The organism is Rhodopirellula bahusiensis (assembly GCF_002727185.1).
Lineage (GTDB): Bacteria > Planctomycetota > Planctomycetia > Pirellulales > Pirellulaceae > Rhodopirellula > Rhodopirellula bahusiensis.
Map to the genome: position 1 here is coordinate 87,698 of NZ_NIZW01000004.1, position 21,260 is coordinate 108,957.

Annotated in this window: 22 protein-coding genes; 5 read left to right on the forward strand and 17 right to left on the reverse strand. The window is 56.4% G+C overall.

Features of this window, described 5'->3' with window-relative positions:
- Nucleotides 1–34: 34 nt before the first annotated feature.
- The 9 genes from CEE69_RS06990 to aroF all read right to left on the reverse strand — a co-directional run bounded on the left by CEE69_RS06990 (nucleotide 35) and on the right by aroF (nucleotide 7,342).
- Nucleotides 35–394, reverse strand: coding sequence for a hypothetical protein (locus tag CEE69_RS06990; protein WP_099260014.1), 360 nt, complete (start codon nucleotides 392–394; stop codon nucleotides 35–37).
- 7 nt (nucleotides 395–401) lie between these two features.
- Nucleotides 402–2,057 carry a putative manganese-dependent inorganic diphosphatase gene (locus tag CEE69_RS06995; RefSeq protein ID WP_099260015.1) on the reverse strand — a complete coding sequence of 552 codons (1,656 nt, stop codon included), beginning with the start codon at nucleotides 2,055–2,057 and terminating at the stop codon, nucleotides 402–404.
- 328 nt (nucleotides 2,058–2,385) lie between these two features.
- On the reverse strand, nucleotides 2,386–2,949 hold the full coding sequence (locus tag CEE69_RS07000; RefSeq protein ID WP_099260016.1) for a phosphopantothenoylcysteine decarboxylase: 564 nt from the start codon (nucleotides 2,947–2,949) through the stop codon (nucleotides 2,386–2,388).
- A complete protein-coding gene (locus tag CEE69_RS07005; RefSeq protein ID WP_099260017.1) occupies nucleotides 2,949–3,221 on the reverse strand; it encodes a DNA-directed RNA polymerase subunit omega in 273 nt (90 codons plus the stop codon). Before CEE69_RS07005 ends, CEE69_RS07000 begins: the two co-directional genes overlap by 1 nt.
- The gene (gene gmk, locus CEE69_RS07010; protein ID WP_099260018.1) at nucleotides 3,206–3,835 is read right to left on the reverse strand and encodes a guanylate kinase; all 630 of its coding nucleotides are present in this window, start codon (nucleotides 3,833–3,835) and stop codon (nucleotides 3,206–3,208) included. The genes CEE69_RS07005 and gmk overlap by 16 nt, the downstream gene beginning before the upstream one ends.
- 7 nt (nucleotides 3,836–3,842) lie before the next feature.
- On the reverse strand, nucleotides 3,843–4,793 hold the full coding sequence (locus CEE69_RS07015) for a YicC/YloC family endoribonuclease (RefSeq protein WP_099260159.1): 951 nt from the start codon (nucleotides 4,791–4,793) through the stop codon (nucleotides 3,843–3,845).
- Between the two features lie 74 nt (nucleotides 4,794–4,867).
- On the reverse strand, nucleotides 4,868–5,461 hold the full coding sequence (gene secG / locus CEE69_RS07020) for a preprotein translocase subunit SecG (RefSeq protein ID WP_099260160.1): 594 nt from the start codon (nucleotides 5,459–5,461) through the stop codon (nucleotides 4,868–4,870).
- Between the two features lie 52 nt (nucleotides 5,462–5,513).
- Nucleotides 5,514–6,278 carry a triose-phosphate isomerase gene (tpiA, locus tag CEE69_RS07025; protein WP_099260019.1) on the reverse strand — a complete coding sequence of 255 codons (765 nt, stop codon included), beginning with the start codon at nucleotides 6,276–6,278 and terminating at the stop codon, nucleotides 5,514–5,516.
- Nucleotides 6,275–7,342 carry a 3-deoxy-7-phosphoheptulonate synthase gene (gene aroF / locus CEE69_RS07030; RefSeq protein WP_099260020.1) on the reverse strand — a complete coding sequence of 356 codons (1,068 nt, stop codon included), beginning with the start codon at nucleotides 7,340–7,342 and terminating at the stop codon, nucleotides 6,275–6,277. The genes tpiA and aroF overlap by 4 nt, the downstream gene beginning before the upstream one ends.
- Before the next feature lie 456 nt (nucleotides 7,343–7,798).
- Here aroF and CEE69_RS07035 point away from each other — a divergent pair, with 456 nt between their 5' ends.
- Complete coding sequence (locus CEE69_RS07035; protein ID WP_099260021.1) at nucleotides 7,799–8,380, forward strand: RNA polymerase sigma factor; 582 nt, start codon at nucleotides 7,799–7,801, stop codon at nucleotides 8,378–8,380.
- A 49-nt stretch (nucleotides 8,381–8,429) separates the two neighbouring features.
- A complete protein-coding gene (locus CEE69_RS07040; protein ID WP_099260022.1) occupies nucleotides 8,430–11,096 on the forward strand; it encodes a VWA domain-containing protein in 2,667 nt (888 codons plus the stop codon).
- An 855-nt stretch (nucleotides 11,097–11,951) separates the two neighbouring features.
- On the opposite strand, the gene CEE69_RS07055 is transcribed toward CEE69_RS07040, so the two are convergent.
- From CEE69_RS07055 to CEE69_RS07065, 3 genes are read right to left on the reverse strand one after another with little or no spacing between them, the layout of a single operon-like run.
- The gene (locus CEE69_RS07055) at nucleotides 11,952–12,761 is read right to left on the reverse strand and encodes a DUF4184 family protein (RefSeq protein ID WP_099260023.1); all 810 of its coding nucleotides are present in this window, start codon (nucleotides 12,759–12,761) and stop codon (nucleotides 11,952–11,954) included.
- A 41-nt stretch (nucleotides 12,762–12,802) separates the two neighbouring features.
- Nucleotides 12,803–13,675 carry an SPFH domain-containing protein gene (locus CEE69_RS07060; RefSeq protein ID WP_008663002.1) on the reverse strand — a complete coding sequence of 291 codons (873 nt, stop codon included), beginning with the start codon at nucleotides 13,673–13,675 and terminating at the stop codon, nucleotides 12,803–12,805.
- 1 nt (nucleotide 13,676) lies between these two features.
- Nucleotides 13,677–14,756, reverse strand: a complete 1,080-nt coding sequence (locus tag CEE69_RS07065; protein WP_008660581.1) for an SPFH domain-containing protein — start codon at nucleotides 14,754–14,756, stop codon at nucleotides 13,677–13,679.
- A 208-nt stretch (nucleotides 14,757–14,964) separates the two neighbouring features.
- On the opposite strand from CEE69_RS07065, the gene CEE69_RS33630 reads away from it, so the two are divergent.
- Both CEE69_RS33630 and CEE69_RS33090 read left to right on the forward strand, forming a co-directional pair.
- Nucleotides 14,965–15,102: a DUF1589 domain-containing protein gene (locus CEE69_RS33630; protein WP_390179965.1), complete on the forward strand. Its 138-nt coding sequence runs from the start codon at nucleotides 14,965–14,967 to the stop codon at nucleotides 15,100–15,102.
- 32 nt (nucleotides 15,103–15,134) lie between these two features.
- Nucleotides 15,135–15,350, forward strand: coding sequence for a DUF1589 domain-containing protein (locus CEE69_RS33090; protein ID WP_233214931.1), 216 nt, complete (start codon nucleotides 15,135–15,137; stop codon nucleotides 15,348–15,350).
- On the opposite strand, the gene pheT is transcribed toward CEE69_RS33090, so the two are convergent.
- From pheT to rpmI, 4 genes are all read right to left on the reverse strand, one after another.
- A complete protein-coding gene (pheT, locus tag CEE69_RS07080; RefSeq protein WP_099260025.1) occupies nucleotides 15,295–17,334 on the reverse strand; it encodes a phenylalanine--tRNA ligase subunit beta in 2,040 nt (679 codons plus the stop codon). The two genes, CEE69_RS33090 and pheT, sit on opposite strands and share 56 nt — an antisense overlap.
- A gap of 191 nt (nucleotides 17,335–17,525) precedes the next feature.
- Entirely contained in the window at nucleotides 17,526–18,569 is a 1,044-nt protein-coding gene (gene pheS / locus CEE69_RS07085) for a phenylalanine--tRNA ligase subunit alpha (protein ID WP_099260026.1), read from the reverse strand.
- A gap of 9 nt (nucleotides 18,570–18,578) precedes the next feature.
- Nucleotides 18,579–18,935 carry a 50S ribosomal protein L20 gene (gene rplT, locus CEE69_RS07090; RefSeq protein ID WP_007332030.1) on the reverse strand — a complete coding sequence of 119 codons (357 nt, stop codon included), beginning with the start codon at nucleotides 18,933–18,935 and terminating at the stop codon, nucleotides 18,579–18,581.
- A gap of 157 nt (nucleotides 18,936–19,092) precedes the next feature.
- Nucleotides 19,093–19,299 carry a 50S ribosomal protein L35 gene (gene rpmI / locus CEE69_RS07095; protein WP_099260027.1) on the reverse strand — a complete coding sequence of 69 codons (207 nt, stop codon included), beginning with the start codon at nucleotides 19,297–19,299 and terminating at the stop codon, nucleotides 19,093–19,095.
- A gap of 414 nt (nucleotides 19,300–19,713) precedes the next feature.
- On the opposite strand from rpmI, the gene CEE69_RS07100 reads away from it, so the two are divergent.
- Nucleotides 19,714–20,757 (forward strand): PQQ-binding-like beta-propeller repeat protein, encoded by a 1,044-nt coding sequence (locus CEE69_RS07100; protein ID WP_099260028.1) that lies wholly within the window; start codon nucleotides 19,714–19,716, stop codon nucleotides 20,755–20,757.
- Nucleotides 20,758–20,805: 48 nt separating this feature from the next.
- Here CEE69_RS07100 and CEE69_RS07105 read toward each other — a convergent pair whose 3' ends face one another.
- Nucleotides 20,806–21,249 (reverse strand): response regulator, encoded by a 444-nt coding sequence (locus CEE69_RS07105; RefSeq protein WP_099260029.1) that lies wholly within the window; start codon nucleotides 21,247–21,249, stop codon nucleotides 20,806–20,808.
- Between the last annotated feature and the right edge of the window lie 11 nt (nucleotides 21,250–21,260).

Below are 21,260 nucleotides of genomic sequence, written 5' to 3' on the forward strand. Positions count from 1 at the left end.
GGACCAGTCATCCGCTCGATCGCAACTGGCGGCCTTAAGAAATTGCGATGCGGCCGCCAATGTACCCGGCAAACAAAGCGATTAGAGAATAAAACAAGGTCAAGCCAACAACGAGCCCGACCATGGTGTCCAAGCCCAAACCTTGCAAGTGAACCGCCACCGCGAAGGACATCAATACCATGCCCGAGAAAATGGATGCGAGAAAGCACCAGAACATGGTGGACAGAAACCCGAGAACCATGCCTTCCAAGGTTCCCGAAGCGGCTCGTCCGGCCAGCGGTCCAATGGTCGCCGGGCCAAGAGCCACCCAGAACACCGGGTTTAATCGCACCAAAGAGAAAACTATCGCAGCCCACGTCAACGCCAAGATCAAATGGACGATGCGGAACTGCATGACGGGCTCACGTGGGTGCGGGAGATTGCTCTAGCAGGCTGCTAATCAGAGGCAACAACTGCTTCTTGCGACTAACGACGTTCTCTAATTTATACAGCCGATCCTCGAGCTGGGGGTAATTGATCTCCTCCCAACCTTCCGGCTCGCTGCTCATCAGCAACAAACTTCCGTTGCTCGAGATATCAGTCACCAGCAACGCTGAAAACTCAAGGTTTTCTTGCTCCGACAATCGGACCAACGCTTGGCTGAGCTCGGTTTGGCGTTCCCAAAACAGATCCAACCCGATCTCTTCAATCTGAGAGATCGAGAACCGTCGCCCGTTTTCTTCGAATTGCTTGCAGTCTTCACGAACGACTTTATCCGGCGTGCAGGAACGAAGTGCCGAGCCGATCTCGAAGAACTCGTTGGCGTATTCAGCCAGATCCACGGAGCAGAATCCTTGCAACCAAGTCAGCAGTTCGCGGTCCACATCCGTCGTCGTCGGCGATCGCAAATACAGCGTGTCACTGATGATGCCTGACGCCATGCAAAGCGCGATGCCAGACTCAGGTTCCAAGCCTTCTTGGCGATACATGCGTGCCACCAAAGTGCACGTGGATCCGACGGGGTCCATAATGAAGCGAATCGGACCGGTGGACTTCAGCGAACCACCAAGCCGGTGGTGATCGAGAACTTCGACGATGTCGGACTCTTCCGCACCTTCCACCGCTTGTCCAATCTCGTTGTGATCGACCAACACCAATTGAGGACGAGGTGGGTGAACCATGTCGGATTTGCTCAGCACGCCAATCAGTTTTTGATTGTCGACGACAGGGAACACAGTTTGAGCCGAGCGATAAATTTGTTGCTTGGCCGCCGCGACAGGCAACTTGGCGGACAGTGCCAAGAAATCTCGATTGACGACTTCTTCGATTAACTGAGCGGCTTTGATCCGCATCGTCGTCGTTGCGGTGTCAAACGGACTGTTGATGACCGTCACACCGCGTCCGCGTGCGAGTTCCATCAATCCGCTGGAGAGCTCATAGCCGCCCGTCACGACCAATCCACGCACTCCCATCTCGAGTGCGGGCAGTTGAATCGTCGGTCGATCGCCACTGACGACCAACAATCGATCCGCCGGAAACTGCTTCATGCGTTCGCAGAACCCGCCGGCGCTCATCGCACCAACGGTCAGAATCATGTCCTCATTCAGTCCCGAATCCACCGCGTGCTGGTACGACCCGCCCAACACGGAAACAACCTTGTCCAGGTTCGTACGGACTTCACGAGATCGATAGGGATCCACGCCGCCTTGAAAGACCAACTCCAGAAGATCAAGCAGAGTGACCAATCCGATCAACTGGTCGTTGTCATCGAGCACCGGGATCGAGCGAAGCTCATGCTCGTCCATGCGTTCGTAGACTTCGTAGAAAACGTCTGACGTCCGAGCGACGACAACATCTCGATTGCAGATGTCCTCCAGCTCCGGCCGAACATCCATGATGATCTTGGGCGCCGTCAACTTGGCTTGCCGAAGGGCAAATTCGGTCCGTTCGTTAGGTGGACCACAACACGCCGCTACCGCATCGGGACGGGTCGTTTGGCGAAGGAAATCAGCGTAGGCCAAAGCACTGCAGATCGCATCCGTGTCAGGATTGCGGTGACCAAAAACATGGACCGTCATGAAAGCTATTCAATAACTCGATGGTGAAACGCGAGACGCGGTGCGAATCGCCCGGACAATCCCAAGCCAGACACAATCATTGAACCGACCCCATTTCTTAATCTCCAGGGCAACTTTTGATCCATGGCACGGATCGGGCGAAACGGTTACCGCCTCAGTGAGATCGAAGACTGTCGAGATAAGATCGGCTCCAAAGGAAACGACCGTTCAATCGTAGTCGGAATCCCCAACAAGAATTGTGCCAAAGATCGGACTCCCCGTGTCATAACCAAAACATCGCTGAAATCGATTTCATCGGCGACGGATTGTCGCACGATCCGCGGCGTCGCTACTTGGCGTCCGATGAATCGCCGCGGAACAGCGTTTCCAGTGTTTGTAAAATCGTCACTGGTTCACTCATTCGACCGGTGCCTTTGACTCGGCAACTCAGCCAGCCGTCGTCGGGTCCGACGAAGTGGCAACCGTCTTCCTGGAGCGATTGAACGTTCCGTTTCACCGCGGCGTGATTCCACATCGGGTCACTCATCGCGGGTGCTAGAAGCACGGGGCGGGTGTTTTGCAGATACAGCGTGCTGATCAAGTCCGAAGCCATCCCGTGAGCGAACTGAGCCATCAAATTCGCTGTCGCGGGCGCAACGACCATGGCATCAATTTCTCGCATCAGCTCAATGTGGCTGCCCAGCGGAAATCGTGGATCGAAGACATCGTGAACAACCGGACGCCCCGAGAGCGCCGCCAAAGTCGCGTCGCCAATGAATTCGGTGGCCGCCCGTGAGGTGACCACCTGAACTTGATGACCGGCCTGTGCCAGTTTGCTGCACAGGTCGGCCGCTTTATACGCGGCGATTCCACCACCAATCGCCAACAGAATCCGCCGCGTCTTGGGTTCCATTACAGGTCCGACGGATCCAGTTCAGGAGCTTCGCTGGCGGCGACGATGGCATCGAGATCGTCGATGGTTTCGATTTCGTTTTCCATGTTCAGGAAGATCTTGTCCTGGACAATCTCTTGCAACACGATCGACATTTTGTCGTGCGTGTCCACGCTGACCAACGCTCGGCTGCCCTGGTTGAGCTGGACGAGGCGTTTTTGGATCAAGGTGCTGAGTTTGAAACGGCCACCGATCTTGTTGACGATTTCTTCTTCTTTCAGTTCTTCGAGCACGGCGTCGTTTTCCTTTGATCCAGTAAGATCTGGCAAATTTCGGTGACAGCGTTGTCGACCGATTCATTGATGATTTCGTATTGATAGCGGCTCAAGCATTGCATCTCGGCCGCGGCGGTTTCGAGTCGAGCAGTCAGGGAAGATTCTGATTCGGTGCCACGGTTTCGCAACCGTCGTTCCAATTCTTCCATGCTGCCTGGATGCACAAAGATCGTCAGGGGGCGGTAGTGAGGGTCATCCAACACCGCCATCGCGCCTTGCACATCAATCTCTAAAATTACCCATTTCCCGGCGTTCAGGCCAGTGGCAACTTGGTCCTTCAGGGTGCCATACCACTGCCCGAGGCTGAAAACTTGCTTGCATTCGACAAAGTCGTCGGACTTTCGACGTCTTTCAAACTCTTCATGCGAGAGAAAAAAGTAGTCCTGGCCGTGTTTTTCGCCCGGACGTGGCTCGCGAGTGGTCGCGGAAACGCTGAGCTGGAGCGGCACGTCGCAACGTTTCATCAATTGCTTGACGACCGTCGACTTTCCCGCGCCACTGGGCCCCGAAATGATGACCAAACGGCCCGGATGAGCGGTTTCGCAGGCGGATGAGCTGGATGGATCGTTCATTCGATGGTCACTCCAAATTCTGAACGAGTTCACGCATGCGTTCGATCGCGCATTTGATCTCGACCACATGCTCGGCAACTTCAGCGTCCCCGGCCTTGCTGCCAATCGTGTTGGTTTCGCGATTGAGCTCCTGGATGATGAAATCGAGCTTGCGGCCGACGGCTTCCCCGCGGCTGCCCGATTCACTCGAGGCCGTTTCTGCAGATTCACCAACCAACACGCCTCGCATCAGACTCAAATGACTTCCCAGGCGGGTCAATTCTTCGCTGATGTCGGATCGATCTGCAAAAAGCTGGACTTCGCGAATCAGATCGACCGGGTCGCCCGCCGACAAACCATTCTCCGCCAACGCTTTTTCAATGCGTTCGCGAAGCCGTTCTTGATAACGGGCCACCACCTGAGGAGTTCGCTTGGCGATTTCCTCGCAACGAGTCTGGATGAGCGTCATGTCTTGCTCAATCGATTCCGCCATCGCGATGGCCTCGTCCGATCGCATCTGTTTGAAACGGTCCAGCGCCAATTCAACACTGTCTTGAATCAACGACCATTTCGCGGCCGTTTCCTGTTCGCTGGACGATCGATTTTGGCCGCCGGCGGAAGGAGATTCCAGCACACCCGGCATCTGCATCAGGTGAGCCAAATCGATGTTAGTGGACGTGACGGCGTCGCCCATCGCCAAGGAATCAGCAACCTGAGCCAATTGTTCCGCGTAGGATCGCACCGCATCGGCGTTGATCCGGGGCAGGTCGGCTCCGGGTGGCGGCGTGAATCGAACTTGCACCGTGACGCTGCCACGGTGCAAATGCTGACGAACCAGCGATTCCATCTTCGGTTCAAACTCTGACACCGAATCGCTGGTGCGAAGGATGATCTTCAGGCCTCGGTTGTTGACCGAGCGAATCTCAGTGACGACCGAGCCAGCCGAACCGGACGTTTCGCCTCGGCCCTGGCCGGTCATGCTGCGCAGCGAAGGGTAGGGCGACCCGCCGTGCGGTGAAGAGAGGTTTGCTTGCGTGCTGATGGACGCCTGCGTCACGGAGCTTCCTCGTCCGAGGTGGTTTCCGCTTCGGTCGACTCAGCTTCTTCCACTGCGGCTTCAGCTTCCTCGACGGCCTCTGTTTCAACAGCCGCTTCAGTTTCCGCAACGTCCGAATCGCCTGACGACAGTCCGCCGATCGAACCAATGGCATCTTCCAAATCGGTCGTGTCAGCTTCGTCGGTGCCGGTTGGCACAACCAATCCGCTGGTGATGTCTTCGACGTCGTCACCAGGCCCGGACTGAATCTGCGAGTCATTCGTATCCGCAACGGCTGGAGCGTGAGCACCCAACTGGTACATCGCGAATGCACAAACCAGAGCCCATACGGCGGCTGTGCCGACGGTGATGGCGGTGAACGTGTCACCCGCCTTGCTGCCGAACGCCGACTGACCGCCGGGTCCACCCAAGGCACCCGTCAATCCGCCGCCTTTGCCGCGTTGAATCAAGATCAACAGGATCAAGAACACCGACAAAAACGCCATCAACCAACCCAGAACCACGCTCATGAACGAGGCCAAGGGCAGGGCGGGAATCAGTTGATTGACCAACGACGCGGGTTGGAGCAAAGAATCGAAAGCGACACTCACGGCGAACAGTCCGTTGAAATGGATAGGTTGTGGGAACGAAAACAGGGTCGAATCAGGCAGAAGGAGCCGCTTTGATGATTCCAGCGAAATCATCGACTTTCAAGCTGGCACCGCCGACGAGAGCCCCGTCGATATTGGGTTGGGACAACAACTCTTCTGCGTTGCCCGGTTTCACACTGCCACCGTACTGAATTCGGATTTGTTCGGCGACTTCGGTCGAGAACATTTTTCCCAAAAGCTCACGAATGAAAGCGTGAACCGCCTCGGCTTGTTCTTTACTGGCCGTTTTGCCGGTTCCGATCGCCCAAACGGGCTCGTAAGCGATGACGATGTTGGCCGCACGAGCTTCGTCCAAACCTTCCAGCGATCCGCGAATTTGCGTTTCGACGACCGATTCAGTGTCGCCCGATTCGCGTTGCTCAAGCGTTTCGCCAACGCAGACGATCGGGACCAAGTTACCGGCGAAGGCAGCGTGCAGCTTTTTCGCAACGCAAGCGTCGGTTTCGCCCATCAATTGGCGACGTTCGCTGTGGCCCAAGATCACGAATCGGCATCCGACATCGGTCAACATCGACGCGTTGACTTCGCCGGTGAAGGCACCGTCTTCGGCGGCGTATAGGTTTTGCGATCCCAACTCGACGGGAGTTCCGGCGACGGCATCCGCCACGCTGCTCAGGTAAACCGAGGGTGGGCACAAAACGACTTCGACAGCGGGCGATTTGCCGACCGCGTCGACAATACCCTTGGCAAGCGACGCGCCGGAGTCGGCACGCATGTTCATTTTCCAGTTACCGGCGATCAGGATGCGACGACTCACGCGAGGGCCTCGGTTGGTGGGGTGTTGTTAGTTTTCGAATTCGGAAGGGGTGAGATCGTTTTGCCGAGCAGGTCAGCCATCGCGGCCATCTTCCCGACGATCTCGTTGTATTGTTCAGGCAACAAGGCTTGTGCCCCGTCGCTCTTGGCTTCTTCGGGACAATCATGGACTTCGATGTGCACGCCATCCGCACCCGCCGCCAATCCCGCCATAGCACACGGCGGAATCAAATCAGGTCGGCCGGTCGCGTGCGACGGATCGACAATGATCGGCAAGTGCGTCAGACCTTGGACAGCCGGCACCGCGGCAACGTCGTACAGGTTGCGAGTCGACGGATCAAAACTCTTGATGCCACGTTCGCAAAGCACCACGTTCGGGTTGCCTTGAGAGAGCACGTACTCGGCGCTCATGAGCAGGTCTTGGATCGTGGCCGCCATCCCACGTTTGAGAAGGACAGGGCGTTCGGTTTTGCCGACCTCGGTTAGCAACACGAAATTCTGCATGTTGCGAGCACCGACCTGCAGCATGTCCGAGTACTCCGCCACCAACTCCACATTTCGCGGGTCGGTGATCTCGGTCACAACCGGCACGCCAAACGCATCGCCGACTTCACGCAAAATCTTCAGGCCAGCTTCGCCCAGCCCTTGAAATGCGTACGGGCTGGTCCGCGGCTTGTAGGCTCCCCCGCGAAACAGGTTGGCTCCTGATTTCACGACGCTCTCGCCGATTCGCATCATCCGGTCGCGATCTTCGACGCTGCAGGGCCCCGCGATCATGGCCAGGTTGCCTCCACCGATCTTCACTCCCGAGACGTCGATGACGCTGGATTCAGGATGAGCTTCTCGGGAGGCCAATTTGTAGGGTGGCAAAACGGGAACGACTTGTTGCACGCCGGGGATCGATTGGAGCTGTTGTTCGGTGGTCAGACTCTCGTCGCCAATCATGCCGATGATCGTGCGAAACGTCCCGCGGCTGAGGTGCGTCTGGAACCCCATCGACTCGACCTTTTGGATCACATGGTCGATCTGATCGTCGGTCGCGCCGTTTTTCAGAATCAATATCACGACTAAATCCGCGAAATGGCCGGTGGGTGGGGATGCAGACTGCTAAAAGAGACCGCACACCATAGCAGTCGCCCCGCCAAATCGTCGAGAGGAGCTGTTTTTCAGGGTTGAGGGGCCTGGGGAACACGACAGTGGCGAAGATTGAAAAAATTAAATTGACGATTGCAAATCTGAAATTCGGAGAACTCCCTCTGGGCGAACATCGGGTAGATCAGCACGGCAGCAACAACTGGCCGCCAAAACGCCGAATCTTTGGCCTCCCAACCAAGATTTTACAATTTCAAATTGTCAATTGAACTTTTTCAATCTCCACCGGCAGACAACCAAGTGATGGCGATCCCCTGAACACCCTCAATCTTTTCTGGGCAAACTTCCTAAGAAATCCGCCCCCCACTCGTTGAGTAGTCGGAGGCGACATGACTCGTCTCCCTTTTTCTCCTCTCGCAATGAACCGCCATGAGTCAACCGGCCTCCACTTCCGCGGCCGAGGACCTCGTCGATCCAGGTGCGTCTGAACCGGATTCGTCCGGACCGGATTCTCCTGGGACTCGGAATACCGAGTGGATCGCCGAGGTCGTCGACCAGTTCCAGCGTCCTTTGTTGGCCTACGCCACCGGGATGCTGGCGGATCGCATCGCCGCCCAAGACGCCGTGCAAGAAACGTTTTTGCAATTGTGTCGCAAACGGCCGGACGATTTGTTCGACCGCTTGGCCCCATGGCTGTTCACCGTCTGCCGCTCACGAGTGATTGACATGCAACGCAAACGATCCCCTGACCGACTGGATCCTGACGCTGTCGCCGTCATCGATCCCGCCCCGCGCCCCGACGCGGTGGCCCAAGACCACGAGGCCCACGAGCAAATCGCGGCTTCGATTGAAACGCTGTCGCCCCGACAACGCGAAGTCATACAGCTTCGAATGCAGGCTGGACTGAGTTACCGAGAAATCGCTGACGTCACCGGCATGACGGTCAGCAACGTTGGCTTTCATCTTCATCAAGCCGTCAAGTCGCTTCGCGATGGTCTGGCCGTCACCTGAAGCCTGACCAGTTCTTCCAATTCATTCTTCCGTCATCGGATCATCGATCATGTCCAATTCATCCACTTCTCCTCCGTGGGACGACCCTCGCGTCACGGCATTCGTCCTGGGCGAACTGCCTGAAAACGAAGCCGCTCAGTTCACCGAAGAGATGAACGCCAACCCAGAACTCGCCACCGCCGTCGAGGAAGCTCGAGCGGTCACCGAGCAAGTCGAGTCGTTCTTCCACTCCGCCGCGGTCCCACCACTGGAATCCAACCGCGTCGAAAGCATCGTTCGCGAAAGCGAAACGGTTCCTTCCGAGGACGACGTGGCTTCCGCCGGATCGGCCGCGGGTGCGGCTTGGTTCCAGACTCGATGGGTCCAATGGGCCGTTGCAGCCAGTGTGATCGGAATCATCCTGGGACTTTCAGTTCCAGCGGTGCATACCGCTCGCGAGACGGCTTCTCACCAACACCCCGCATTTTCGATAGACGCCGCCGACCAATCCGGTCCCGAACTCACCGAGTCGATGGTGAGAGAAGCGTCGCCATTTGAAAGTGCCGAAATGGTTTACCAGCCGCTCGACGGCACCGCTCCCAAATCATTGCCCATGCAATCACTACCCGCTGAAAAGGAAGCCGACGGCGAGTCGTTCGGCTTGCAGTCAGCCGGACGACTCTCAGGAGTATCCCCTACCGCCAAAGCCGACTCACCGTCAGTAACCGGCCAACTTTACTCGCAAACCGAAGCATTCTACGACAAGCGAACTCGCGAATTGGAAGAGGCGCCAATTGCACCGGAACTTACCGCCCCTCCTTCAATGAATGGCTTGAACACCAGTTCATCCAGGGGAGGAATGGGCATGGACTCTATGATGGGAATGGGCGGCATGGACATGGACATGGCCGGGCCAGCAATGGAAGGGATGGACATGGGCATGGGCATGATGGGCGGAGGAATGGGCGGTGCGTCTGCCGACAGCAACACGGCTCCTCGCTTTGTTCGCGAAGACGGCTCATTGGCTGCCAATACTCCCGCCTCGCTTGCCACACCGAAAGACGAGGCACCAACGACCCTCAGCGAACCCTCGGCTGGCAAACCAGTGGTGGGTAACTTTGCAGTGGCTCCCGTTCCGGAACAGCTTGGACGTCAGCAATTCGATTTCGGCGCTTCGCGTGAAAGAATGGCTAAGAGCGAGCTCCTTGAGACGAATCGCCTTGCTTCGGCTCCCGAAATACGTGTCATCCCCATCCTGCCAGCCACGCCAGATGGCGAAGGCCAGGGCCCCGGCATGTCCGGTGACAAGTTCGAACCGATCCAAGAGAACGAATTCCAACGCGTGGCCAATAATTCGCTCAGCACGTTTTCCATCGATGTTGATACCGCCAGCTACGCGAAAGTCCGCAGCTACCTGCAACGAGGCCAACTGCCACGTCCCGACTCGGTCCGCATCGAAGAACTGATCAACTACTTCGATTACCAGTACACGCCTCCATCGGCTGAAGATCCCGTTCCGTTCTCCTCCGCGATGGCTGTCGCCTCCTGCCCTTGGAACGAAAACAATCGCTTGGTCCGAGTTGGTATCCAAGCCAAAGACATCGACCGAAAAGAACGCCCGCGCTGCAACTTGGTGTTCTTGATCGACACCAGCGGATCGATGAAGCGTCCCAACAAACTGCCGTTGGTCATCGAAGGCATGAAGGTGCTGCTCGACCAACTGAACAAGAAAGATCGTGTGGCAATTGTGGTCTACGCAGGATCATCGGGATTGGTCCTCGACTCGACCCCGGTCAAGCAAAAGAAGAAGATCGTCCGAGCCCTGTCGGCTCTGTCGGCCGGTGGCAGCACCAACGGTGGTGCCGGTTTGCAACTCGCTTACCAAACCGCCCGTGAGAACTTCATCGAGGATGGCGTGAACCGAGTGATCCTGTGCAGCGATGGCGACTTCAACGTCGGCATGACTGGCACCGATCAATTGGTGGCCGAAGCGACTCGCCAATCCAAATCGGGCACCGAACTGACCGTGCTGGGATTCGGCATGGGCAATCACAACGACGCGATGATGGAACGCATCTCCAACTCCGGTGCGGGCAACTACGCCTTCGTTGACACGACGGCGGAAGCCAACAAAGTCCTCGCAGACCAAGTCGCCGGCACGCTGTTCACGGTCGCTAAAGACGTGAAGATCCAAGTCGAATTCAATCCCGCGGTCGTCTCGGCTTACCGATTGATTGGGTACGAGAACCGGATCTTGGCCAAGGAAGACTTCAACGACGACAAGGTCGACGCCGGTGAAATCGGAGCCGGCCACCGCGTGACGGCTCTGTACGAGATCGCTCCGGTGGGCAAGCTCCCTGATTCCATCTCACCCGATGTCGATCCGCTCAAGTATCAACCCAGGGACGATGCTGATTTGAGCTCCAAAGGGCCAACCAATGAAATTCTGACGCTGAAGATTCGTCACAAACCCCCGCAAGGCGACGTCAGCGAGAAGCTCACTTTCCCGCTGGTCAACGAGAGCGAGCCCTTTGAAAAGGCCGACGCGGACTTCCAATTCGCTGCCGCGGTCGCCGGTTTTGGGATGCAACTTCGTAACAGCACCCACGCTGGAACCTGGACGATGGACGACGTGATCGCCACCGCAACGGATGCCAAGGGCGATGACGAACACGGACTCCGAGCCGAGTTCCTGGAACTGGCGCGAACGGCGAAACGATTGATCGTCAACGACTGATCCCTCGCCCAGAACCTGTCTCTCGGTGGTCCCCCACCGAGAGACGTCCTGAGTTTTTTAGTGCCGCTGTTCAGCGGGCTTCCGAACGGCATACCTCTCCCGAAACGCAGTATCGGGAGAGGTCTCGCGACGCCGTTCAGGCCTACGTTTTGAAGTTGCTTTTGTTCGTTGAATGGCCAACGGCCAAGTTCAACCCAAAACGCGTGGGTTGATGTTGGCCGTTGGCCAACCAATTCCCCTTCGTTCTCGATCCCAGGGGCGATGCCCCTGGCTTCGATGATGATGGCCGTTGGCCAACAAAACCGACTGCAAAATCGAAACTTCAATCGGCGTACGCGAGGGAGGGGGCCGGGAATGGGAAGCGGCGTATTTTACTCTCCCCCGGAAATCTCGCTTTCCGCCCCTCCTGCTGCGGCTTGTCGATTGAGTCGGCAACGAGGTTCTAACGCATGTAGGATGGGCACTCTTGCCTTTTTGTACCCCACATCTTTTGGGAGCCGCTTGCGTTGGGAATACAAGCGGTTTAAGGCTAAACATCCCTTGCCGAGGAATCATTAGTGTTTGATTAGCGGCGATTAGTGTTCCCTTGACCGCTCTGGTGGAACACTAATCCACTCTGATCGGACACTAATCTTTGGTGTTTCGAGATGTGGGGTACAAAAAGGCACTCTTGCCCGTCCAAGTTGAGGATGTCGGCCAAGAGTGGCCAACCTACAGCAAACTCGACTGGCCCGTTGCCAACGGGCGGGGTTCTCAAGACGCTGCTGGATCAGTGCTGAAAAGCCGCCAACCTCATTCCATGCTGATATAACCAACGCAACTCGCATGATGCAAACCATCGTGCGACCGGCTTTCTCATGATGGCGACTGACCGTCGGGTGTCGATGTTTCCGCTCGCGACCAGATCGTGTGCATGACGACGCTGTAAACAACCAGCGTCACAATCATCAACGCACCGAAGATCATCACGCTCTGGCGAAGTGCAAACGTGACGCCGTAGTCCGAATGAACGGCGTACACCCACGACGCGTGAACCAACATCATTAAGCTCGCCGCCGCCATCACCGACAACGTGACCGAATCCGGGATGCGAGTTCGCTTGGGTTCCGGACCGCCTTCGGGTTGTTTCCACAACCACCTCAGAGCGAACACGCCCATCGGCGGCAACAAGAACAGCGACGACAAGTGTTGGGCCACCGCATACCATCGCACGCTGCGATGGGACAACGAGAACGCTTCGGATGACAAAAACGGCAACGCGATCATCGATCCCCAGCGATGTTGATGCGTGAACGAATCCCAGAACACGTGCGTCGACGCGCCGACCAAAACACAAATGGCAACCAACAGAATGGATTGCCACTCGACCGACACCGGGCGATCCGCGATCGGTCGAACCCGCGTCCGCAACGGCCCCGGCAGCAACTCCACCGCCGGTTGCTTGACCAACAAGTGATAGACAAAGTACGCAGTGACGCCGACTGGAACGCAGTCGATGAACAACCCACGGATGCTGTGAAACGATTCGTAGTCGAACAGCATCGGGAAGAACACGCCCGCGTCGGGCACCATGCACCCGATCGCGAGAGCGGAAAAGGGCAGACGCCATTTGGCCATCCACGCGATCGGAATTGCCGCAGCAACATGAGTCGGAGTGAACGGCATCGCTTCTCAAATCACTTGTTGGGCAGTGCCAAGGAACGAGCTCAGCTCGCTTGAACCAGAACATTCGCCGAGTTCGGCAAAACACTGACCGAAGCACCCGACTCAAGCAAGTTTTCAGCCTCCATCACTTGAAGCACCGCTTCCAGGATTTCAGGGTCTCGCTTGGCGATCTCGTTCAGTTTTTCACCCACGACGCTCGGACGCGCCGCCGCGGCTTCGGCCATCTTACTCGACACCTTCAGCGCGGTCTCACTCTTGATCAAACCCACACGGTTTTCACCATCTTGCTTCATCGCGCTGGTCACCTGAACCAATCGCTTGACGACCTTTTCGGTGATGTTCTCGACCATATGACGGTCGGTAAAGGCGACCTTTCGAATGTAGACCGAACCCAACCGATATCCCCACTTTTCTGACAGCGGCGACACCGCCTGCCGGACAGTTCGGGAAAGGCTGTGCCGATCCTCGAGCATCTTTTCCATTTCCAAATTGCTCAGCGTCGAGATCGTCGAACTGGTCACGTTGGCTTGCAACGAGCCGTCTGGGTTTGCATTGGTGAACAGGAACGCAATCGGATCCTGCACCTGCATTTCGTACCAGATGCCGACCCCCATCGGCGTGCCTTCTTCCGAGTTAACCATTTGGCTGCGCAAGTAGTGCTGACGCAGTGCCGTGTCGACGACGTACTTCTTTCCAAAGAAAGGAATCAACATCGCCTTGGCACCAAAGTGAACCAGCGGGAATTGCAAACCGGGCGTTTTGATCTCACCCAACACTTTGCCAAACAAAGTGAACACCTGCGACTCGCACTCAGCGACGCAGCAATACAAACCGAAGAAACGAGCGAATCCGAGCAAGATCGGAACCAACATCAACCCGAAAACGAAGCCGGGAACAAAACCAAGAACATCCATCTTATGCTTTCCCTTCAATCTTTGATTCGGTTTGATAAATACGTTCGGTGCGTTTGAACAACGGCACTCGCAAGTTTCGCAAGTAAGCCTTCAAGCAATCCGATCCGCCTTCGGACTTGATGCTGATCAACGTCCCAGCCAGTTCATGCAAAGGAGCCACTTCGGCTTGAGCGTTGTTCGTCGCGATCTCGACCGCACGAGCACTCATCGTGATCTGTTGCTCCGAATCCGCACGCGCGGTGCTGATGTCGGCGGCGACCTGGTTGCGTGTGCTATTGATCGCCGACAAGGCTCGGTCGACTTCGGCGGGTGGATCAATTTCGGTGATCAACGCGGCATCCAGCTCGATGCCATATCGGCCGGTCGTCGAACGACATTGCTCTTCCATGTACTGATTCAACAGCGGCAAGTTTTTACGCAAATCGTTGATCGAAACACCTTCGGAAAGCTCAACAGCACTCGACTTGGATTCGATGTCGCCTTCGCCTGTGCCAGCGATCGCTTCGGTTTCCGCGACGGCATCGGCCAACAAGCTTTGTCCCTTGGGATCGACAAAGTTCGCGATCCGCTCACGTAGCACGGAGACGAAATACCCCATCACGTGCTCCAGCGGGCTCTCCACGCCAAACAGATACGGGTAGAGGTTGTTCTCGCTGATCCGATAGCGAATTTGCCCGTTGACCCCCGTGGTCAGATTGTCTTTGGTGACCGCTTCGATCGTGCTTTGAGCCTTCGATGGGTCCCACGTCAGATCGACCGTTTGAGTCGCGACGCTGACCTTGTGAACTCGTTGCCAAGGCAGCTTGAAATAGGGTCCACCGGGACCGATCACTTCGACTTGCGGGTACTCATAGCGTTCCCGTTCGTCATCCGAGAGAACTTGACCATCGGATCCCGCCCCGAGACGTTTCACCGCCCCAAAGGTCGTGACCACCGCTCGCTGATCCGGTCGCACGGTGTACAAACACCCGACCAGAACCTTGAGAGCGGCATAGAAGCCAACTCCCATCATCAACCCAACCAAGAAAAACACGCTGCTACCTCTTTGGAAAGTTTCCGTTGCATCCGAACTGAAAGTCACCCGAATTCGACAGCGAAACGCTGCTTGAAACCCTAGCCCGCGAAGAAAGCCACGGAGCGGTTTTCCAACAATTCATTCGCTTCCAAAATGGATTGAATCGAATGTAACGACTGAAAGAGGGTGACGCTGGATGAAGAGGCTGGTTTGCGAGCGAGAGAGGGCGCAGGTTAGTTGATGTTGATGCGTTTGCACCGATGTAGGCCAGGTCATTACCTGGCACCCAGCCGATGCTTTGGAACAAAGCGAGGCGGCCAGCAGCACCGCTATCAAGCTCCAAACCTGCCGGCCAGTCACCGAGCCAGGCGAGGCCTGGCCTACGTTTACACGACTCAGACCTGGGAATTGAAAAAGTTCAATTGACAATTTTAAATTGTAAAATTGCAAGCGGAGATTCAGCACCGATGTAGGCCAGGTCATTACCTGGCATCCAGCCGATGCTTTGGAACAAAGCGAGGCGACCAACAACACGCCTTCAAGCTCCGAACCCACCGGCCATTCACCATGCCAGGCGGGGCTTGGCCTACGACTGGAGATCTGTCTAGCGAAGCAAGACGGCTTCGAGTTGTTTTTCGCAAGACGCGACCAACTCGTTGATGATCGAATCGGCATCGCCGCCGCTGAGTGTCTCCGTTTGGCTTTGCAATTCCATCGAAAACAGCACGCGTTTCTTGTCGGGGCCGTCGACCTTTTCGTTGCGATACGTTTCGCGATAAGTCAGATCCGCCAAACGTTCCTTGGCCGCCTTGCGAACCAACCCAGCCAACTCGTTCCAACGCACTGACTCAGGCAACACCAAATTGAGGTCACGCTGAATCGACGGGAACGGACTGACCGCTTGCTGCTGCGGCACCAATCGCGATTGGTTGACCAACACGTCCGCGGACAACTCGGCTGCAACGACGCGACCGGTCAACTTCCATTGCTTGACCAACTTGTCATCAACAAATCCCAAGAAGCCCAAACGCAATGGCTCCTTGCCACCGACAAGCGACAACTCCACCGCACCGCCCTTGGCAAAACCATCTCGCTGCACCGGAGCGACAGTCAACTCACCTGGAACACCCAAGCGATCACAAAGCGTTTCGATGGTGCCCTTGAGAGCGAAGAAGTCTTCGCCAGCGATCAAACCAATGTGATAGGTCTCGTCGGGCAACAACGCGCTGTCGCTTCCCACGGGCGCGGGCAAGTAAACGTGAGCGATCTCAAACAGGTCCGCAATCAAACTGGCCGAAGCCCAGTTCGCGGCGCGGCTTTGCAGCAGACTTGGAATCAGCGATCGTCGCAGCGTCCGGGCACCTTCCAACATCGACGTGCGAGTCTGCAGAGCGGGCAACTCCGTCCACGGCGAGATCATTTGATCCAGCTTTTCGGTGACCACGCTGGGTGTCATCGCTTCGCTGATTCCGGCTGCGGTCAACACGCCGCGAATGCGTTCCATCGCGGTGTCGAAACGACGCTTGCTACTGGGAGCGACGGGGATCGGCGAGTCTTCAGGAATCTTGTCGTAACCGTGAATCCGCGCGACTTCCTCGATCAAGTCGACTTCGCGAGTCAAATCGTGACGCCAGCTTGGCGGGACACACTGCAACCCATCGGCGAACGCGGAAACCTCGCAACCGAGTGAACGCAGGATCTTGTCCAGTTCCGCGGTTTCGATTTCCAAACCTAACAGCGCCGCAACACGCTTGGGACGCAGCAACACGGTCTCGCGGGCTGGAATTTCAGGAGCAGTGTCGATGACACCCGGTGCAACTGATCCGCCAGCGATCTCGGTGATCAACTGGCACGCTCGGCGACTGGCCCAATCAATCCCGACTGGATCCACGCGACGTTCAAACCGGAACGACGATGGGCTGTGCAGCTTCAATCGACGAGCCGTTCGCCGAACCGACAACGGCACAAACTCGGCGGCTTCCAAGACGATATCGGTCGTCGCTTCGGTGACTTCCGAGGACGCTCCGCCCATCACGCCACCAACGGCCAATGCATCGGACGAATCCGCGATCACGCATGTCGAATCGTTGAGGTCATAATTGCGGTGGTCAATCGCTTCGAGTTGCTCTTTGTCTTTTCCTGAGCGAACGACGATCTTGCCATCGCCGACCTTCGCGAGATCAAACGCGTGCAGCGGTTGGCCACATTCCATCATCACGTAATTGGTCACGTCGACGACGTTGTTGACCACGCCGATGCCAACGGACTTCAGCGACTCCTGCAACCACTCAGGGCTGTCGCCAACCTTCACGCCGCGAATCACGCGAGCGGTGTAGCGGGGGCAGGCTTCGGGCATCTTGTTCTCGACCGCAAGCGATTCGTCGATCGCCGCCCCGGACTCTTGATACTCGATCGCTGGAATCTTCAGCTTCTGCTCGGTCAGCGCCGCGATTTCTCGAGCGACACCGATGTGTCCCAGGCAATCACCGCGATTGCTGGTGACTTCCAAGTCGATCACGACGTCGCCGTCGACGGTTTCACTGCCTTCGTGATTCAGCCCAGACAGACTGAGTCGATCGACCAACTCATCGTGTGGCAGCGTCAGGTCAACGTATCGCGACAACCATTTCCAAGAAACAAGCATGAGAGCGAAGTGGGCAGAAGATGAAGTCGGGAGGGAAAATCTTGATAGAAACCGCAGAGCATCGTGTCGATCGTGTTTTCACACGTGCGACAACTGGTAGCCGGATTCGCCAGAATTCGGACCGCGAGTTGCTTCTTCAAAGTCAGTCGACAGCAGCTAAATCCAGCTCGCGTCAACGACGTTCTGATTGCTCAAAACTGTTTCAAGAACCGCAAGTCGCCGCTGTATAAATCGCGAATGTCGGTGATGCCATGACGACGCATGCACAGGCGTTCGACGCCGAGACCAAATGCGAATCCGCTGACCTTTTCAGGGTCGTAGCCAACAGCAGCGAACACGTTGGGATCGATCATCCCGGCGCCACCAAATTCAATCCACGTTCCGTTCCACAGGAAGTCGACTTCGACACTGGGTTCGGTGAACGGGAAGAACGATGGCCGGAAGCGAATTTCAACGTCTTCGCCGAGGTAGTTGTTCGCGAAAACACGCAGGACGGTCTTCAAGTTGGCCATCGTCACGTTGGTGTCGACGAGCAACCCTTCCATCTGATGGAACATCGGGAAGTGCGTCGCATCCGGTGCATCGGGTCGATAAACACGTCCGAGCGAAATGGTTCGGATCGGCGGCTGAACTTCCTTCATCACGCGAATTTGAACGGTGCTGGTTTGGCTTCGCAGCAACTGCGAACCTTCGTCACCAGCACTGACCGAACTCTTGCCCGAGGGATCCTTCGCTGTCGCCAAGTAAAAGTTATCCAGCGGATCACGAGCGGGATGATCTTCGGGAATGTTCAGCGCAACGAAGTTGTGCCAGGGGTCTTCGACCTCGGGACCTTCGGCGACCTCAAATCCCATCCGCCCCATGATCTCAGTCAGGTGACTGATCGTTTGGGTGATCGGGTGAATGTGCCCGAGCGATGGGCGAGTCCCGGGCAAAGTGGGATCGAAAGTCGGATCGGCACCTGAATCGTCGCCACCAGCCAGGTTTTGCTGGGCGTCTTCGAAAGCAGAGTTGATCGCCGACTTGACGGCGTTCAGCTTCGCACCGGCGGCAGGCTTGTCAGCCTTTTCGATTCCGCCGAGCATTTTCTGAATGTCTTTGAGCTGCCCTTTCTTGGCACCCAAAAACGTCACACGAGCTTCCTCGAGCGCTGCCGCATCGGAAGCAGAAGTGAACGCGGATTCAGCGTCCGACTGGAGTTGATCCAGTCGGGAGAGGAATTGATCGAGTGACATGATGGCGACTTAAGCTGCCAGAGTCTCTTTGACCTTGTCGCAAACCTGCTTGAAGCCGGCGGCGTCATGAATCGCCATTTCCGACAACGATTTGCGATCGAGTTGAATCCCGGCTTTGTTCAAGCCATGGATGAACTCACTGTAGCGCAACCCGTGTTGCTTGACGGCGGCGTTGATCCGAATGATCCACAGCTTGCGGAATTCGCGTTTGCGGACGCGACGGTCGCGGAATGCGAATGCGCCCGAACGGAGCAGGGTTTCTTTGACGGTACGCGTCAGATTCCCGCGGCCACCGCGGAAACCTTTGGCTCGTTTGAAAAGACGCTTCTTGGATTGCCGGCGAGCGGCACCTTTGGTCGTACGCATCGAATTGAATTCCTAAATGCTGTGGTGATCTTTCGGGTCGTCCTGATTCAGGCCCCGGCAGAAAGAAAGGTCAACGCGACCGCTCGATCTCCGATGTTCTGCCCAACCAGGTGGCCGTTGGATTCCGTGGTGGAAAAGAAGTAATAGTCGGGTTGGATCAGTAGCTGTTGCCGTTGAGGGCTGCGTGAATGGTTGGTTCCATGCACTCAGCAACTGCGGTGGTTCCACGCAGATTACGGCGACGTTTCTTGCTCAAACCCTTTGCCAAGTGGCTAGTACCGCTTTGACGGTGCATTGCCTTGCCTTTGGCAGACAGACGGAACCGTTTCTTGGTCCCTTTGTGAGTTTTGATTTTGGTTCCCATGAGGGCATCAACACTGGTTGGATGGTGAGTTTCGAAAAACGAAGCGTGGGAGCATATCGAAAAGTGCTCCGACCTGCTAGGGCGAGCGTCCGGATTCTGCCCCGTAATCACCGAGCAAAGCAGCGCACGCAACGCGGCTGTTCGGGCAGAGATCGGCAGGACGGACCGAATCGCTGCACAAAACCGCTCAGCGGCGGCAGGATTACCTGCTCGTATCGACGAAGATTGCGTCCTCGAAGCAGACAAACAGCCCGATCCCTCAGCTTTCTTGCCAGACCGGCCGTTCCGGCCACACATCGCTCAGAACGCACGAATTTGTCGATCCAGCGACTCGCCGACCTCTCATTCGTCTATCATCGGACGCGATCGCTAAGATCCCTTCCCAATCCCCCTCCCCACAGAAGCACATTCCCCATGAATCTGACATTCTTCAATCGATATGGCTCATCCGCCTCAGCGACCGTCTCGGCGCCGCAACCCATCCATCGCCGAGCGACCATCGCCTGCATCGTCTTGGCGTTCATCGGATTGATGCTGCAGATCAGCACGGTCTCAGCCGCTGACGAATCGGACAACCAGCACCGCGTGCTTCTGCACGGCAAAAAAGGCTTGGTCGTCGTCGAACCGGATGGATCGATCGGATGGCAGATGGACTGGGGAGGCATCCACGATCTGCATCTTTTGCCCAATGGCCACATTCTGACTCGCCAAGGCCCTGCGACCGTGGTCGAGATCGACCCGAGCAAGAAAGAAGTGGTTTGGAGCTACGATTGCGGCAAACAGGGTGGCAACGAGGGCAAACGAATCGAGATCCACGCGTTCGAACCACTGCCCAGTGGCAATTTGATGATCGCCGAATCAGGTGCCCAAAGACTGATCGAAGTCAATCGCGAAGGTGAGATTGTCCACAAGATCGCCCTGCAGGTGGAACATCCCAACGCCCACACCGACACTCGCTTGGTACGACGGCTCGATTCAGGCAACTACTTGGTCGCTCACGAAGCCGACGGCAAAGCTCGCGAATACAACCACGACGGCGATGTGGTCTGGGAATACGAAGTGCCAATGTTCGGAAAGCAAACCGCCGGCGGCCACGGCCCGGAAGCATTCGGCAACCGCTTGTTCGCCGCATTGCGAATGGAAAGCGGCAACACACTGATTGCATCCGGCAACGGACACAGCATCCTCGAGGTCACGCCTGAAAAGGAAATCGTTTGGGAAGTCCACCAAAACGATTTGCCCGGAATCCGCTTGGCCTGGGTCACGACCTTGCAAATCTTGGAGAACGGCAACTACGTGATCGGGAACTGCCACGCCGGTCCCGGACAACCCATCCTCATCGAAATTGAACCCTCAACCAAAAAAGTTGTCTGGCAACTGGATCGATTCAAAGACTTTGGCAACAACGTTTCCAACTCCGTCGTCATCGATGACGCCAAACTCAACTGGCTCGACTGAACTGAACGCTCAGCCTGAGCGAACAATCCCATCAACACAGCAACCTCCTCAAGGAATCAAAACGATCCGAAAATAGGATTGCATCAGATCGTGAAGGTTGCGGCACGCATCGCCGACGCGTGACTTCAAAATATAGCCGGCAACATTCTTTTTGTACGCCGCGACCAAGTCCACCTCGTGGTCGGAAGTCGTCAGAACAAACACGACCGTTGAACTGAGTTCTGGGTCGCGGCGGATTTCCTCGAGAAACTCCACTCCGGTCATGATCGGCATGTTGAGGTCGAGAAAGATCATTCGGTGAGGGCCGACCGATTTCTCGGCATGCTCGCCACGCAAGATATCCAGGGCCTCCTGGCCGTTCTCTGCCACCGTCAGCGGATTGGGGACTTCATTCTTTTTGAGTCCACGTTGAAACGCCATCACATCGATCTCGTTGTCTTCCACAAGTAAGATGTGGACCTCGTCTAAACTCGAAACCGTTTTGTGCGACATGTCGATTGACC